At 58.7% G+C, this 14,493-nt stretch carries 14 protein-coding genes; 6 read left to right on the plus strand and 8 right to left on the minus strand.

From position 1 onward, the window contains the following. Window positions 1-68 precede the first annotated feature (68 nt). From glnA to map, 4 genes are all read right to left on the minus strand, one after another. Entirely contained in the window at window positions 69-1,481 is a 1,413-nt protein-coding gene (gene glnA, locus BUQ90_RS04555; protein WP_074203913.1) for a type I glutamate--ammonia ligase, read from the minus strand. A 47-nt stretch (window positions 1,482-1,528) separates the two neighbouring features. Then, the gene (locus BUQ90_RS04560) at window positions 1,529-1,867 is read right to left on the minus strand and encodes a P-II family nitrogen regulator (RefSeq protein ID WP_074203914.1); all 339 of its coding nucleotides are present in this window, start codon (window positions 1,865-1,867) and stop codon (window positions 1,529-1,531) included. 220 nt (window positions 1,868-2,087) lie between these two features. Beyond that, complete coding sequence (locus BUQ90_RS04565; protein WP_074203915.1) at window positions 2,088-4,220, minus strand: PQQ-dependent dehydrogenase, methanol/ethanol family; 2,133 nt, start codon at window positions 4,218-4,220, stop codon at window positions 2,088-2,090. A 101-nt stretch (window positions 4,221-4,321) separates the two neighbouring features. Next, on the minus strand, window positions 4,322-5,149 hold the full coding sequence (gene map, locus BUQ90_RS04570; protein WP_074204878.1) for a type I methionyl aminopeptidase: 828 nt from the start codon (window positions 5,147-5,149) through the stop codon (window positions 4,322-4,324). Window positions 5,150-5,278: 129 nt separating this feature from the next. Here map and BUQ90_RS04575 point away from each other — a divergent pair, with 129 nt between their 5' ends. Then, window positions 5,279-6,985: a sulfatase-like hydrolase/transferase gene (locus tag BUQ90_RS04575; RefSeq protein WP_074203916.1), complete on the plus strand. Its 1,707-nt coding sequence runs from the start codon at window positions 5,279-5,281 to the stop codon at window positions 6,983-6,985. Window positions 6,986-7,038: 53 nt separating this feature from the next. Further along, window positions 7,039-7,797, plus strand: coding sequence for a competence/damage-inducible protein A (locus BUQ90_RS04580; protein ID WP_074203917.1), 759 nt, complete (start codon window positions 7,039-7,041; stop codon window positions 7,795-7,797). Here the strand turns inward: BUQ90_RS04580 and BUQ90_RS04585 are convergent. From BUQ90_RS04585 to ccmA, 3 genes are read right to left on the minus strand one after another with little or no spacing between them, the layout of a single operon-like run. Further along, window positions 7,794-8,987 (minus strand): fumarylacetoacetate hydrolase family protein, encoded by a 1,194-nt coding sequence (locus BUQ90_RS04585; protein ID WP_074203918.1) that lies wholly within the window; start codon window positions 8,985-8,987, stop codon window positions 7,794-7,796. The genes BUQ90_RS04580 and BUQ90_RS04585 overlap by 4 nt on opposite strands. A 25-nt stretch (window positions 8,988-9,012) precedes the next feature. Beyond that, window positions 9,013-9,660, minus strand: coding sequence for a heme exporter protein CcmB (locus BUQ90_RS04590; RefSeq protein WP_074203919.1), 648 nt, complete (start codon window positions 9,658-9,660; stop codon window positions 9,013-9,015). Next, window positions 9,660-10,310 carry a heme ABC exporter ATP-binding protein CcmA gene (gene ccmA / locus BUQ90_RS04595; protein ID WP_074203920.1) on the minus strand — a complete coding sequence of 217 codons (651 nt, stop codon included), beginning with the start codon at window positions 10,308-10,310 and terminating at the stop codon, window positions 9,660-9,662. Before ccmA ends, BUQ90_RS04590 begins: the two co-directional genes overlap by 1 nt. Before the next feature lie 82 nt (window positions 10,311-10,392). Between ccmA and BUQ90_RS04600 the strand changes: the two genes are divergently transcribed. Next, a complete protein-coding gene (locus BUQ90_RS04600; protein ID WP_074203921.1) occupies window positions 10,393-10,689 on the plus strand; it encodes a 4a-hydroxytetrahydrobiopterin dehydratase in 297 nt (98 codons plus the stop codon). Here the strand turns inward: BUQ90_RS04600 and BUQ90_RS04605 are convergent. Next, window positions 10,686-11,522: an SDR family oxidoreductase gene (locus BUQ90_RS04605; RefSeq protein WP_074203922.1), complete on the minus strand. Its 837-nt coding sequence runs from the start codon at window positions 11,520-11,522 to the stop codon at window positions 10,686-10,688. The two genes, BUQ90_RS04600 and BUQ90_RS04605, sit on opposite strands and share 4 nt — an antisense overlap. A 107-nt stretch (window positions 11,523-11,629) precedes the next feature. Between BUQ90_RS04605 and BUQ90_RS04610 the strand changes: the two genes are divergently transcribed. From BUQ90_RS04610 to BUQ90_RS04620, 3 genes are read left to right on the plus strand one after another with little or no spacing between them, the layout of a single operon-like run. Further along, entirely contained in the window at window positions 11,630-12,412 is a 783-nt protein-coding gene (locus BUQ90_RS04610) for an ATP-binding cassette domain-containing protein (RefSeq protein WP_074203923.1), read from the plus strand. Between the two features lie 2 nt (window positions 12,413-12,414). After that, on the plus strand, window positions 12,415-13,962 hold the full coding sequence (locus BUQ90_RS04615) for an ABC transporter permease/substrate-binding protein (protein WP_074203924.1): 1,548 nt from the start codon (window positions 12,415-12,417) through the stop codon (window positions 13,960-13,962). Continuing rightward, on the plus strand, window positions 13,962-14,489 hold the full coding sequence (locus BUQ90_RS04620) for a hypothetical protein (RefSeq protein WP_239447353.1): 528 nt from the start codon (window positions 13,962-13,964) through the stop codon (window positions 14,487-14,489). Before BUQ90_RS04615 ends, BUQ90_RS04620 begins: the two co-directional genes overlap by 1 nt. Window positions 14,490-14,493: the final 4 nt, after the last annotated feature.

Genomic DNA, 14,493 nt, shown 5'->3' on the forward strand with positions numbered 1-14,493 from the left:
CAAGGCGCAAAGAAAAAGGCCCGAAGCAGTGTCCTGCTCCAGGCCTCTTTTTCTGATCTGACTGTTCGTCAGGCGGAATAGTACATGTCGAACTCGACGGGAGCCGGCGTCGTTTCCAGACGGCTGACTTCTTCCCATTTGAGTTCGCAATAGCCCTCGATCTGGTCCTTGCTGAACACGTCGCCTTTCAACAGGAACTCGTGATCGGCTTCCAGCGCTTCCAGCGCTTCGCGCAGCGAACCGCACACCGTTGGGACAGCTTCCAGTTCCGCCGGCGGCAGGTCATAGAGATTCTTGTCCATGGCTTCACCGGGGTGGATCTTGTTCTCGATGCCGTCGAGACCCGCCATCAGCAGCGCAGCGGCCGAGAGATAGGGGTTGGCGAGCGCATCAGGGAAACGGAATTCCACGCGCTTGGCCTTGTCACCGGCGCCGTACGGGATCCGGCAGGAAGCCGAGCGGTTGCGGCTCGAATAGGCCAGCAGAACCGGTGCTTCGAAGCCGGGCACCAGACGTTTGTAGCTGTTGGTGGTGGCGTTGGTGAACGCGTTGCAAGCCTTGGCATGCTTGATCACACCGCCGATATAATAGAGGCAGGTTTCCGAAAGACCGGCATATTCATTGCCAGCGAACAGTGGCTTGCCGTCTTTCCAGATCGACATGTGGGTGTGCATGCCGGACCCGTTATCTTCCTTGATCGGCTTGGGCATGAAGGTCGCAGTCTTGCCATAGGCATGGGCGACCTGTTGCACGACATATTTGTAAACCTGGGTGCGGTCGGCGGTTTCGGTCAGAGTGCCAAAGGTGATACCGAGCTCGTGCTGCGCTGCAGCCACTTCGTGATGGTGCTTGTCCATCGGCAGGCCCATTTCCATCATCGTGGCAACCATCTCGCCGCGAATATCCATGGCGCTGTCGACCGGTGCGACAGGGAAATATCCGCCTTTGGCCCGCGGACGGTGTCCCATATTGCCGATCTCGTAATCCCGGCCGGTATTGGTCGGCAGTTCGACATCATCAATCTTGAAACCGCTTCGGTCGTAGCCGTCTTCGAACTTCACATCGTCGAACATGAAGAATTCGGGCTCGGGTCCGACATAGACTGTGTCGCCAATGCCGGTGGACTTCAGATAGGCCTCGGCGCGAACGGCGGTCGAACGCGGATCGCGGCCATAGAGCGATCCGTCGCCGGGCTCGACAATGTTGCAGACGAGGATCATCATCGATGTGGCGGAGAACGGATCCATATAGACCGCGTCGAGATCGGGGCGCAGGATCATGTCGGATTCATTGATCGCTTTCCAGCCTTCGATGGACGATCCGTCAAACATGAAGCCTTCTTCCAGAACGTCTTCGTCGATGACGTCGGCACACATGGAAAGATGCTGCCATTTGCCGCGTGGATCGGTGAAACGCACGTCGACCCATTCGACTTCGTTTTCCTTGATCATCTTCATGATATCTGCAGGTGTATTGCCCATTATATAGTCCCTTGATTATGGTTTTGATGGATAGTTTCTGGTGAAAATCAGATCGCGTCGCTGTCTTTTTCGCCGGTGCGAATGCGCAGCGCGGATTCGACAGGAATGACGAAAATCTTGCCGTCGCCAATCCGTCCGGTCTGGGCCGCAGCCGAAATGGCCTCGACCACGCGTTCTGCCAGCGTGTCGTCGACAACGACTTCCAGTTTTACCTTCGGCAGAAAGTCGACCACATATTCGGCGCCGCGATAGAGTTCGGTGTGGCCTTTCTGCCGACCAAAGCCTTTGGCCTCGGTCACGGTGATACCGGACACACCGACTTCGTGCAGTGCTTCCTTCACTTCGTCGAGTTTGAAAGGCTTGATGATCGCTTCGATCTTTTTCATTGAATATTCGTCCCCGTGTCCCTTGTTTTCCGGCGTGCAAATATGGTGCCGGAGCCGGGCGCAATCGCCCGGACATATTCAAATCCCGTGCCAAAAGAGAATCGGCCCGGGAATCGCTGAAACGCAGGCTAGAGCCTATTCAGGGCAGTTTCAATGCCGCCCAAAAAACAGGCAGGCTTTGCACGATTCGCCTAAAAATTAGGCACTGATCGGGCGGCGATCAGCGCGGGACCGGAGCACTGATGTCGGCGACATTGGCCTTGGTCCAGTTGGACCGTTCGACCACATAATGGCGCAAGGCCTCGACCTCTTCGGTGCTGATCTGTGATGCAAAGCCGACCATGCCGTGCTGCTTGAGCGCACCGCCCATGACGATCGATGCCCAGCCGTCCGGATCAGGCAATACGCCCGAGACCCGCAGATCCGGGGTGAAGCCGTTGCCGATCGCGCTGTCTCCGTGACACACCAGACAATTGCGTCCGTAGAGTGCCTTGCCCATCGCAACCTGTTCCGGCGTGCCCGTCAGTTCGGGCGGGTTCCAGACAACCTCGGTCGCCTCTGGCAGATCCGGAAATTTGGTCGTGCCGCCGAGTTTCATGACGACCAGACGCGGAATGTTGGGGACCTGGCGCGATGCCCCGCCGGCGACACCGGCAACCAGCGGAAATGCACCGCCCTTGCTGGTCAGAAACGCGACATATTGCTCGCCATCCACGATATAAGTCGATGGCGCACTGACGATCCCGGATTGCATGTCGAGACTGAGCAGTTCCTCGCCGCTGTCAGCAGCAAAAGCCTTGAACTGTCCGACGCTTGTGCCCTGGAACACAAGATTGCCGGCCGTGGTCATGGTCCCGCCATTCCAGGCGGCCGGATGGTCGATCGACCAGGCCACCTTGCCGGCCTTCGGGTCAAAGGCAACCAGTTTGCCGGTCGTGGCCGCGATGGCGGCCTTGTAGACATCCTTGTCATCCGGGAGCTGGCCAATCGCCCAGCCGATGCCGACATTGAAGCCGAGCCGCTGGCGACGCTTCTCGAGTTCGGTCTGGGGATTTTCATAGCCCTGCGGGATTTGCTGGGCGGGAATGTAAACCAGTCCGGTCGCCGGATTATAGCTCATCGGATGCCAGTTATGCGCACCCAGCGCGCCGGGGATCGCAACAAATGGCTCGCCGGTCTTGTTATACCGCGCTTCCGCTGTTTCGATCGGACGACCCGTTTTGAGATCATAGCCGGTCGCCCAGTTGATGCCATCGACAAAGGGTTCTGCGCTGATCAGTGTCCCGTCGATCCGGTCGATGACAAAGAAAAAGCCGTTTTTCGGCGCATGATAGATGACCTTGCGGAGCTTGCCGTCAATCTCGAGATCCGCCTGGATGATATGCTGGGTCGCGGTATAGTCCCAGTTTTCCGCCGGTGTTTCCTGATAGTGCCAGATATATTGGCCGGTATCCGGGTTAACCGCAACGATTGAGGACAGGAACAGATTGTCGCCTTCGCCGCCCGAGCGGACGCTGTGATTCCAGGGATTGCCGTTGCCCACGCCGAAATAGAGCTGGTCCAGTTCCTCGTCATAGACGATGCTGTCCCAAACCGTGCCGCCACCGCCAGACTCGCGCCAGTTGCCACCTTCGCCCCAGGTCTTGTTGGCGGCTTTCGCGAAAATCTCGTCGCTCGCCGCACCATCCGGTTTCCCTTCGGGATTGGGTACCGTGTAGAAGCGCCACTTCATCGCTCCGTCACTGACATTATAGGCGGACAGATATCCGCGCACGCCAAACTCGGCCCCGCCATTGCCGATGATCACCATGTTCTTCACCACCCGCGGTGCGCCGGTAATCGTATAAGGCTTGCTGTTGTCGGTGGTCTGGGTCTCCCAGAGCCGCGCCCCGGTATTGGCATCCAGTGCGATCAGCCGGCCGTCAATCGTCCCGAAGAACAATTTTCCCTTGGAGATCGCAACGCCCCGGTTCACCACGTCGCAGCAGGCATCGACGGCCTTGTCGCCTGGCACTTCGGGATCATAAGACCACAGTTCCTTGCCTGTCTTCGCATCATAGGCAAAGACCTTGGACCAGGCGGTCGAGATATAGAGTTTGTCATCCACCACAATCGGCGTGGCTTCCTGGCCCCTGGCATCGGGCAGATCCTTGAACCAGGCTATGCCCAGTTCACTGACATTATCCGTGTTGATCTGGGTCAGCGGGCTGTGGCGCTGTTCTTTTGCATCAAAGCCGATGCTTGACCATTCGGTCGGCACATCGGGATCTGCTGCCGCTGTCTCGTTGTCCGCCTGGCTTCCACACGCTGCCAGAAACAGCGGTGCCAGTAATAGTCCGAACTTGCGCATCATGTCTCTCCCACCCGGCGGATCCTATAATCTCTGCCGTTTTTAATCGACTAGCTAAACAGGGGGCCACAGGTCAAGTGCGGGGGAGAGAAAGCGGCAGACCGTCAGCTATAGGGCGGGCAATCCAGTCCGGCCGGGCTTTTGGTGAAAATCTCGCAACCGCTCTCGGTGATGCCGATACTATGTTCAAACTGGGCGGACAGCGACCTGTCGCGGGTCACTGCGGTCCAGCCGTCTTCGAGCATTTTGACCGCATATTTGCCGACATTGATCATCGGTTCGATGGTGAAGAACATGCCCGGACGCAGTTCGGGACCGGTGCCGGGGCGTCCGGCATGCACGACTTCCGGTGCGTCATGGAACATCTGGCCGAGACCATGTCCGCAAAAATCGCGCACCACGCTGTAGCGATTGGCTTCGGCATGGGTCTGGATCGCATGCGAAATGTCGCCCATGTGATTGCCCGGTTTCGCCTGTTCGATGCCGAGCATCAGGCATTCATAGGTGGTTTGCACCAGGCGACTGGCCTTGACCGGTGTTTTTCCGATCAGGAACATCCGGCTGGTGTCGCCATGCCAGCCGTCGACAATCACCGTCACGTCGATATTGACGATATCGCCTTCTTTCAGCTTCTTCTCGCCGGGAATGCCGTGACAGACAACATGGTTGATCGAGGTGCAGCAACTGTGGGTGAAACCGCGGTATCCGAGGGTGGCGGGCACGGCATTTTCGCGAAAGGCATGTTCGCGAACCATGTCGTCCAGCGCGCCGGTGGTGACGCCGGGCACGACATGCGGCACGAGGGCATCCAGTATTTCGGCGGCAAGCCGGCCGGCCTTGCGCATGCCCTCGAACCCTTCCGGCCCGTGCAGCTTGATGGCACCGGTGCGGCTTTGCGGGGTTTCTTCTTCTACGGTCAGATAATCAGTCATGGCTGTCATATAGCGATTGGCACCGGATTTGGCGATACCCGATTGCGTTCCTTGGCTGCGGCTCTCATTCGGCGAAAATTAACCCTGTTCAGATAGGTTGCCGCGTTTCAACCGCCGATCAGGGACCGCATGCGCAACCGCTGGAAAATCCTGCTGATTCTTCTGTCCCTGCTGCTCGGCGGGCAGGAGGTCCTTCGCCGTATCGACATGCTGACCACGCCGTCTCTGCAGATTGTCGGGCTGACGGCCTATCTCATATTGTTCGTTTTATGTCTGACCAGCGCGATTGGCGCGGCGTTCATCCGCCAGAGCGGGGTGCGATGGACGCTGGCTATATTGCTGGCCAGTGGGTCCTGGCTGGTTGACGGATATCAGTGGGCAGTCGGCGATTTCATGACCTATGATGCCTTTGTCACCATGGTGCAGAGCGCCGGGGACCTGACCAGTGCCTTCCAGCAACAGGCCGGCGTCATGGCACTGGCAGCGGTCAAGGCTGGTCTGCTTCTCGTCGGCACGGGCTTGCAGCCGGGCACGTCCATCGTCTGGTGGAAAAGGATCGCGGCGTGGCTGGCGCTGCCGATCCTTTTGATGCTGACGATCCTTCTGTTCTTGCGCGGCGGGGAAGGGGGCAGTGGCCTGCCATCCTCCCATTTCGGGTTGAGCTTCGGAGCCTTGCAGGGATATGAAACGCTCACCCGATCCGGCGCGCCGCGCGAAACCGTCACATGGAAACCGGTCCAGCAGCAACCTGCGGGCGACATCGTGCTGATCGTCGACGAAAGCATCGCCGGCGCCTATCTGGACATCAATGACAAGCATGGCGTCTATTCCGGGCTCGATCGCACGGATGAGAGGAGCGCCATCCACAATTTCGGTCTCGCCGTCTCGATCACCCATTGCAGTGTCGGAAGCAATCTTTCGCTGCGTTATGGCGGCACCAGAGACAATTATCAGAACCGGGCAGAACGGGGCCCCTCAATATGGGCCTTTGCTGCCGCTGCGGGCCGGGAAACCATCTATATCGATGCCCAGCGGACCGGAGGGACCCGGCAGAATCAGATGACGGAAACTGAAAGCCGGGAAATCGACCAGTGGATTCAGCTGGGGGATGTACCGGTGCGCGACCGCGACCATGCGGTGGCCGACAAACTGGCCGGGTTTCTGAGCGATAACCACGCGCAGTTCATCCTGATCAACAAGGTCGGCGCCCATTTCCCGGTCAACGACAAGTTTCCGGACAGCCATGCCCATTACCGGCCGATGCTGGAACGCGGGCAATTTGCCAATGTTACCGACATGGCATCGCGCGACGAGCTCGACGGACGGGCGAGCAACTGGGTCCGTTATCGCAACAGCTATCGCAACAGTCTGACCTGGCAGGTCGGCGGGTTCTTTGATCGTCTTTTCGCTCAGGCGTCGATGGACAACAACAGGCTTGTCTACACCGCCGATCATGGTCAGCATCTGCATGAAGAGCCAGACGACGGGACCGCCACCCATTGCACGGCCGATCCCGAAATCGAGGAAGCGGTGGTCCCGCTGGTGGTCATTGGCGGTGGATCACCATGGCGCGACGCCGCACAGGAGCATCATGACCGGACCAGTCACTACCGCATATTCCCGACACTGCTGGGCCTGATGGGATATGAGCGGGACGCGGTTCGTCCGCTTTACGGACCGGATCTCCTCGCATCCGACCCTGATCCCTTCACCTTCAATATCCGGTATAATGCCCGGCTGGGACGCGATCCGGTCTGGCGGCATGTGCCGCTTGGCGAGATCGCCCGCCCGCCCGTGTCCGATCATGCGGGTTCCGGAGGCCCGGACGGGCGCTGACATCAAGCGACGAAATCATTGATGAATCTGCCAACTGCTCTATATCCGGCGCGATGAGCAATTCTCGTATCTACACCGCTGCCCTGATCGTCATCGGAGACGAGATTCTCTCCGGACGCACCCAGGACAAGAATATTTCCCAGATTGCCAAATGGCTGAATGTCCAGGGGATCCGGCTGGGAGAGGTGCGGGTGATTGCCGATGACATGGACGCCATTGCCGAAGCGGTGAACATTTTGCGCGAGCGCAATGACTATCTGTTCACCACCGGCGGCATCGGGCCCACCCATGACGACATAACCGTCGATGCCGTCTCGAAAGCGCTGGACGTGGATGTCATCATCCACCCGACGGCCCGCGCGATTCTTGAAAAATACTATGCCGACAAGGGCGGCGTCAATGAAGGCCGCCTGCGCATGGCGCGGGTACCCGATGGCGCAGAACTGATCGAAAACCGCATGTCCGGTGCGCCGGGGATCCGGATCGGCAATCTCTATCTGATGGCGGGTGTTCCGCACATCACCGCCGGTATGCTCGATGCGTTGACGGGCACACTCGAAGGCGGCGCTCCCTTGCTGTCATCAACACTGGGTGCCTGGGCTCCGGAAAGTGAAATTGCCGATGTTCTGCGCGCCGCGGAAAAGGCACATGAGGGATGTCAGATCGGCAGTTATCCCTTCTTCCGCAACGGGACGGTCGGCGCCAATTTTGTCGTGCGGTCCACCGATGCCCATGAGCTGGAAACCTGCCGTGTGGCCCTGAAAGCCGGGCTGGAAGAGGCGGGTTACGAAGTGACCGACGGCGGAATTTAGTCGACAACCGTCACCTGGATATTTCCGAGCCAGGACGATCCATAGCGGACGGTATCTCCGGGTTGCAGATAATAGCCGGACTCCAGCTCGTTGCGAATGAAGGTCTGTTTGACGGTGTCGATCAGACCGCTTCCCGATACCGGTCCGCCGGCCAGCAGATAGTCAGTCAGACCCTCGATAATGTCGCCCCGGGTGGGTTGTCCCATGATCACCCCTTCGGACGTTCCCGACATCAATGTACTTTCCCGGCTGATCCTGTTGCCCGGCGACAGATATTCATGGCCGTCCCTGTACAGAAACCGGCGTTCGGACATGTCGGCCAATGACTTGTCGACCAGTTGCCGAAAGTCCAGCGTCATTTCTCGGCCCCGCGCATCCTGGCGGGCTTCGCCGTTGACGCTGGTGGTCATGCGCAAATCGGCGACAAAGGCTGACCAGTCGTTCGGGATCACCAGAAACGGACCGGTCGGGAAGAAATCCGGTCCGCTTTTTGCATCGCTGAATCCGGACCCGGAATCGAGATTGTCGGGGTCCACCAGTTCGACAATGGCATTGCGGTCAGTAAAATCCCCGCACAGGAAAACTCCCTTCATCGCTGCGTCAAAATCAGCGGTGGAGGCAATGTCCCGGTCGAAGCGAATGCACAGTTCGACCTCATAATCCAGCAATATGCCGGGCCTGGTCTTCACCGTCGTGCGCGCCGGAGTGGCGCGGCCGAATTTGGGAAAACTGAAGACCGAACCGCTATTGGCTTCTTCCGCATGTTCCGGAAAATTGGTGCCGGTACCGATATGCCGGTCACCGGAGCTGCCGGAGGGCAGCAGGCGCGACATCGCGACTTCCATCCGGGGCAAGGCCTGCAGAGCTTCCGCGTCGAAGGGGGTGGAACCGGCTGATGCCAGTGCTGCGAACGGGTCGTCGCCCGATGTGGCACCCATTTCCGCCAGATCTGTTCCGACGACCGTTTCGCCGGAAAAACCATGAACCTGAATGGTCCGGATATTGCCGGCCTCATCGCGATATTGTGCCAGCGTAACCGCTGTATCGAGCGGTGCAATGCCTTCCACCAGGGGTTCATCCTCGAAACTGGCCGGATTGAATTTGGGGTCGGGTGCAGTCGCCCAGGTGATGGCGAGACCAAGACTGACCAGCAGAACCAGCGTGATAAGGATTTTGCCCAAACGTTTCATAAACTCCCCCGAACCGGTTGCTTCATCATTCCCGTGCCGCTTTCAGGGCCGCACCAGCTGCGAACGGAGTGACCGCAACCAGCAGCAACGAAACCGCACCGAGAAAAAGCAGGGCGCTGCCACTTTGGTCGGACAGGCTGCCGGCACCGAAAATCAGCAGCGGGATGGCGAGCGGGACCAGCAGCAAACCGCCCAGTGCGCCAGCACCTTTCAGCCCCGACGTCAGAGCCGCGATCATCACCGCCAGCCCGGCCAGCGCCGGTGTCGCGATAGCGAGACTGACCAGCAAGGTGACCAGCGGCGGACCTTCGAGACCCATCAGGCCGCTGGCGAGGAACGCCGCAAAGAGGAGCGGTGGTCCAAAGGCCAGCCAGTGCGAGATCAGCCGGCCAAAAGCGATCAGCTCGTCGGTAATGCCGCGGACGATCAGCTGGTCGTGCAGGCCATTGTCTAGATCGGGCTGGACCAGCCGGTCGAGTGGCAGCAAGGTTGCCAGCAGGGCCGCAATCCAGAGAATTCCGCCGCCCGTTTCCAGCAGCAATTCGCGATCGGGCCCGACCGCAAAGGGAAATAATGTTGCGGCAGAAAGATAGAATATTACCGGCAACCAGGTCCCGCCGCTGGCATAGCTTTGCCGCACATCGCGCCAGATCATGTTGGAAAGTGCCGACATCACAAACAGGCGTCCAGTTGTTCCAGTTCCTGCTCCAGCGGCTGCAGATCGATTGCCAGATCCGCAGGAATCGGAAGCGGAATATGGCTCGCCGCCAATATGATCCCGCCACGCTGCAAATGGGCTTGCAGCACATCGCCCAGCTGGTCCACCGAGTCCCTGTCGAGGCCGTTGACCGGTTCGTCGAGCAGCCAGATATCTGCGCCGCCCAGAAAGGTCCGGGCAAGCCGGGCGCGTTGCCGCTGCCCGGTGGAGAAATAGCGGACCGGCACTTCCGCCAGATGCGCCAGACCAGCGGCGGTCATGGCTTGCCCGACATCTTCAGTATTTCGGCCATCCATTCGGGCCCAGAACTGTAGCGCGGCCTCAAGCGGCAAATGCTCATCCAGTGCCAGCTTGTTATCACACAGCGCCACCGATCCTGTCACCTGGATCTCGCCGGCAAAGGCCGGCAATAGTCCGGCGATGAGGCGCAGCAGGCTGGATTTGCCGACGCCATTGGGTCCGGTCAACATGCCCGCCTGTCCCGAGCGGAGCTCCAGGTCGAGATTACGGAACAGCAGATTCCCGCCACGGACACAGGACAATCCTGTTGCCGACAGCGTGATATTGCTGCCTTTTCCAATTTCGGTTGACGCCCCGGAGTTCATGCGCGAGACTTAAGCCATGAAATGACTGCTCTGCCAAGTATATTGGGTTTCGGGAGCAGATCGGCATTCAGGAGTTTGAAACATGGTCGCACAGCTCAATCAGTCCGAACGCGAGGCCGCGCTCGCACAATTGCCCGACTGGGAATATGACGAGAAGCGAGATGCGATCAGCCGGTCCTTTCGTTTTGCGGACTTCACCCAGGCCTATGCCTTTATGAGCCGTGTGGCCCTTCACGCCGAAAAGGCCGACCATCATCCGGAATGGTTCAACGTCTATAATCGTGTCGACATCACGCTGACCACCCATGATGCCGGCGAAAATGGCGGCCTTTCCCAGCGGGATATTGATCTCGCCACCACGATAGAGACGTTTCTCTAGGCGTCTGTTTTTTCCGCCGGCCCTAGCACTTCGCCGACATCGGCCAGCTGAGTCTGCTGCTTGCGCAATCTGCCCGGCATCCAGCGCGCGGCAAAGGCGAGCTGTTTCGCCATCTTGTTGACAGGCGTGTGGACCTTGTTGCCGTGCACGGCTTCCCATGCCGCCGGCCCGATGATCGCGACAGGGCTGACGAGCACTCCTGCCTCTTCGAGCCGTTCCTTGCCAGTCTGATTGGTTCCCTCCGCCACTTCGGAAATGATATTGGTGTCAATAAAACCGGGCATCAGGGACCGCGACCGGATGCCGTGTTTCTGGAACTCGATATCATGCGATTCGGCGAGTCCCCGCACCGCAAATTTGGTGGCACTGTAGACGCTCAAATCCGCAACGCCATATATGCCGGCTGCGGACGCGGTGTAGAGAACACAGCTGTCTTCGGTATTTTTCAGCGCTTCGAAACAGGCTCGGGTCCCGCTGATGACGCCGGTAAAGTTGATCGCGATCATCAGGTCAATATCTTCGTCGGTCATTTCCTCGATCGGACCGCCGCTGCCAATCCCGGCATTGTTGAACAATACGTCCATCCGCCCCTTGGTGGCGGCAGTGAATTCGGCCACGGTTGACGCCCATTGCGCACGATTGGTGACATCGAGAACATGGGTGCTGCTCTGACCTTCGGGCAGCATGGATGCAGTTTCCGCCATTCCGGCTTCATCGATGTCGGCAATACCGATATACCAGCCCTTGCTGGCAAAATAGCGCGCAACCTCACGGCCCAGTCCCGACGCACCGCCGGTGACAAACATGCACTTCTGCCCTTCACTATAGGCCATGAACCCTCTCCCGATCCTATTTACAATGATGTTCATTGCAGACGTTTTTGCAGCCACCGTCAAGTGGCATTGGACATAAGTGCCAATCCGCGTCACAAGACGTCGCAATGTCGATTGCCCCAGCCATAACCGGACCTGCGCTCAGCCTGCAAAATGTCAGCAGGTACTATGAGGACGTCAAAGCGGTTGAAAATGTCACGCTCGATATCGCGGCAGGTGCGATGATCGCGCTGGTCGGTTTGTCGGGCTCCGGCAAATCCACCTTGCTGAAAATGATCAATCGGCTGGTAGAACCGACATCCGGTCGCATTCTGATCAACGGGGAATTGGTGGACGCAGTGGACCCGCATGTTTTGCGTCGCCGGATCGGCTATGTTTTCCAGAATATCGGCCTGTTTCCCCATATGAGCATCGCGCGCAACATCGCCATCGGCCTGGAACTGGCGGGCGAGAAAACTGGTCATGCCGAGCGAGTGTCGGAGCTGCTGGATCTGGTCGAGCTGCCGCAAGACATGGCCGATCGGCTGCCGCATCAACTCAGCGGCGGTCAGCAGCAGCGCGTGGGTGTGGCCAGGGCACTGGCCACGCGGCCCGGACTGATGCTGATGGACGAACCCTTTGGTGCGCTGGACCCGGTCACCCGGGACAGTCTTGCCGGAGAGTATAAATCGCTTCACGAGCGACTGGGACTGACCACGATCATAGTAACGCATGACATGGCTGAAGCCCTGTATCTGGCGGATCGGATCATTGTACTCGAAGCCGGGCAGATCAAGGCTGATGCCTCACCGAAACAGCTTTTGTCGGGGCAGGTCGGACCGGAAGCCGAAGCCCTGGTGGCCATCCCGCGGGCGCAGGCGGCACATTTGAGTGAGCTGGGCAAGTCATGAACATGACGGCATGGCAGGACGCGTTCCGCCGGGTTCCGGAATTGCTGGCAGCACATGTCCAGCTGAGCTTCTCCGCTCTGCTCCTCGCGATGGTCATCTGTTTCCCGCTGGCGATCTGGGCCACGCGCAACACCAGGGTCGCGGGCGTGATCCTTGGGTTTGCGAGCCTGATCCAGACCATTCCGGCGCTGGCGCTGCTGGCCTTGTTTTATCCGGTGTTGCTGGGGCTCTCTGCGCTATTGGGTGGCGGGATATCCGCGCTCGGCTTTTTGCCAGCGCTGATGGCGCTGACGCTCTATGCCTTGCTGCCGATTTTGCGCAATGCGGTAACGGGTCTGACAGGTGTGTCGCCCGCTGCCCGTCAGGCTGCAGATGGCCTGGGAATGACGGCATCCCAAAAATTGCGCCTGGTCGAAGCGCCTCTGGCTGCCCCGACCATCATGGCCGGAATCCGGACGGCAGCGGTCTGGACCATCGGCGCGGCCACACTCTCTACGACGGTGGGACAGGCCAGCCTGGGCGATCTTATTTTCGCGGGCCTGCAAACCCAGAACTGGACGCTGGTGCTCACTGGCTGCCTCGCGTCAGCTGGCCTGGCAATCGTCGTCGACATCATTCTGGGAGTGATCGAACGCGCGATCCGGGACCGGCGCAAAATGGTTGCCTGGTCGGGGACTGCCGCGATTGCCGCCGGTCTGCTTTTTGCGCTTTTGCCGTCTCTTCAGTCCTCCGAAGATGATGTCGTGGTCATCGGGGCGAAGGGCTTTTCCGAACAATTCATTCTCGCCCGTCTGATCGGATCCCGTCTGGAGGCCGCCGGCTATCAGGTGAGATATCGCGATGCACTGGGTTCCGCGGTAGTGTTTCAGGCTGTCGCGGCAGGCGATATCGACGTCTATGTCGACTATTCGGGTACGATCTGGACCAATCAGATGAAACGGGATGATCGAATTGTTTCGGAGCAGATGATCGAAGAGATTTCTTCCTGGAGTGAGCAGCAGCATGGCGTGACAACGCTTGGTGCGCTCGGGTTTGAAAACACCTATGCGTTTGCCGTGCGACCGGAAGATGCCGAAGGCCGGTCTTTGCGAACTCTGGATGATCTGGCTTTGATCTCTTCCGAATTCGTTTTCGGGACTGATCTCGAATTCCTTGAACGGCCGGAATGGGCGACGGTCAGGCAAGCCTATCCGCTGGCATTCAGAGAGGCCCGCTCATTCAATCCAACCTTCATGTACCCCGCGCTCTCGAGCGGCGAGGTGGACGTGATCTCGGCCTTTTCTTCTGACGGGAGAATTGCGGCCAATGGTTTCGTCGTTCTGGAAGATAACAAAGGCGCGATTCCTTCCTATGAGGCCATTGTCTTGCTCGCGCCGGATCGCGGGACGGATCAAAAACTCCGTTCGGCGCTGAAACCTCTCGTCGGGCGGATCACTGTGGAAAACATGCGGGAAGCCAACTACAAAGTCGACCGGGAAACAGACAAACAGTCCCCGGCACAGGCGGCAAGCTGGCTCGATGACATTATCAGAAAGGGAGACGGACAATAGTGACGAGACGAAGTTTTTCGAAACTGACACTGCGCCTCTGGCTTGTGATCATCGCGCTGTTTGTGGCGATATCCCCTGCTCGGGCAGATATTGCAGTGACCTTTTATTCCCATGATTTTGGCAAGAATTTTCCGCATGCCTTTTTTGTGATGAAGGGCGAACTGGATAGCGGAGAAAAGGTCGATACCAGCTATGGCTTCACCGCCGTCAATATCTCACCGGGAATCCTGTGGGGATCGGTCAAAGGCAAGGTGGAAACGCCTAAGCCCAAATATATCGAGCAGAGCAATCCGCATTTTACCGTGGTTGTGGGTGACGAGGGATATCGTCGGCTCATGTCGGTTGTGACAAAGTGGCGCGACATGCCCCAGAAAAGCTACCATCTCAACAAACGCAATTGCGTCCATTTTGCGAGTGAGGCGATTGCGGCGCTGGGATTTCGGTTCAACAGCAAGACGAAGAACTGGAAAAAGCCCAAGTCGTTCATGATCGAAGTGCTCGGACTGAATCCGGGCTTGAGCAAATAGAGGA

It is taken from the genome of Parasphingorhabdus marina DSM 22363 (assembly GCF_900128895.1).
Classification (GTDB): domain Bacteria; phylum Pseudomonadota; class Alphaproteobacteria; order Sphingomonadales; family Sphingomonadaceae; genus Parasphingorhabdus; species Parasphingorhabdus marina.

Coding starts and splice junctions, on each gene's coding strand:
- BUQ90_RS04600 (WP_074203921.1), top strand. CDS start 10,393: ATGGTCGCACAGCTCAATCAGTCCGAACGCGAGGCCGCGCTCGCACAA.
- BUQ90_RS04585 (WP_074203918.1), bottom strand. CDS start 8,987: ATGAAACGTTTGGGCAAAATCCTTATCACGCTGGTTCTGCTGGTCAGT.
- BUQ90_RS04605 (WP_074203922.1), bottom strand. CDS start 11,522: ATGGCCTATAGTGAAGGGCAGAAGTGCATGTTTGTCACCGGCGGTGCG.
- BUQ90_RS04580 (WP_074203917.1), top strand. CDS start 7,039: ATGAGCAATTCTCGTATCTACACCGCTGCCCTGATCGTCATCGGAGAC.
- BUQ90_RS04565 (WP_074203915.1), bottom strand. CDS start 4,220: ATGATGCGCAAGTTCGGACTATTACTGGCACCGCTGTTTCTGGCAGCG.
- BUQ90_RS04560 (WP_074203914.1), bottom strand. CDS start 1,867: ATGAAAAAGATCGAAGCGATCATCAAGCCTTTCAAACTCGACGAAGTG.
- BUQ90_RS04590 (WP_074203919.1), bottom strand. CDS start 9,660: ATGTCGGCACTTTCCAACATGATCTGGCGCGATGTGCGGCAAAGCTAT.
- BUQ90_RS04615 (WP_074203924.1), top strand. CDS start 12,415: ATGACGGCATGGCAGGACGCGTTCCGCCGGGTTCCGGAATTGCTGGCA.
- BUQ90_RS04610 (WP_074203923.1), top strand. CDS start 11,630: ATGTCGATTGCCCCAGCCATAACCGGACCTGCGCTCAGCCTGCAAAAT.
- BUQ90_RS04575 (WP_074203916.1), top strand. CDS start 5,279: ATGCGCAACCGCTGGAAAATCCTGCTGATTCTTCTGTCCCTGCTGCTC.
- glnA (WP_074203913.1), bottom strand. CDS start 1,481: ATGGGCAATACACCTGCAGATATCATGAAGATGATCAAGGAAAACGAA.
- map (WP_074204878.1), bottom strand. CDS start 5,149: ATGACTGATTATCTGACCGTAGAAGAAGAAACCCCGCAAAGCCGCACC.
- ccmA (WP_074203920.1), bottom strand. CDS start 10,310: ATGAACTCCGGGGCGTCAACCGAAATTGGAAAAGGCAGCAATATCACG.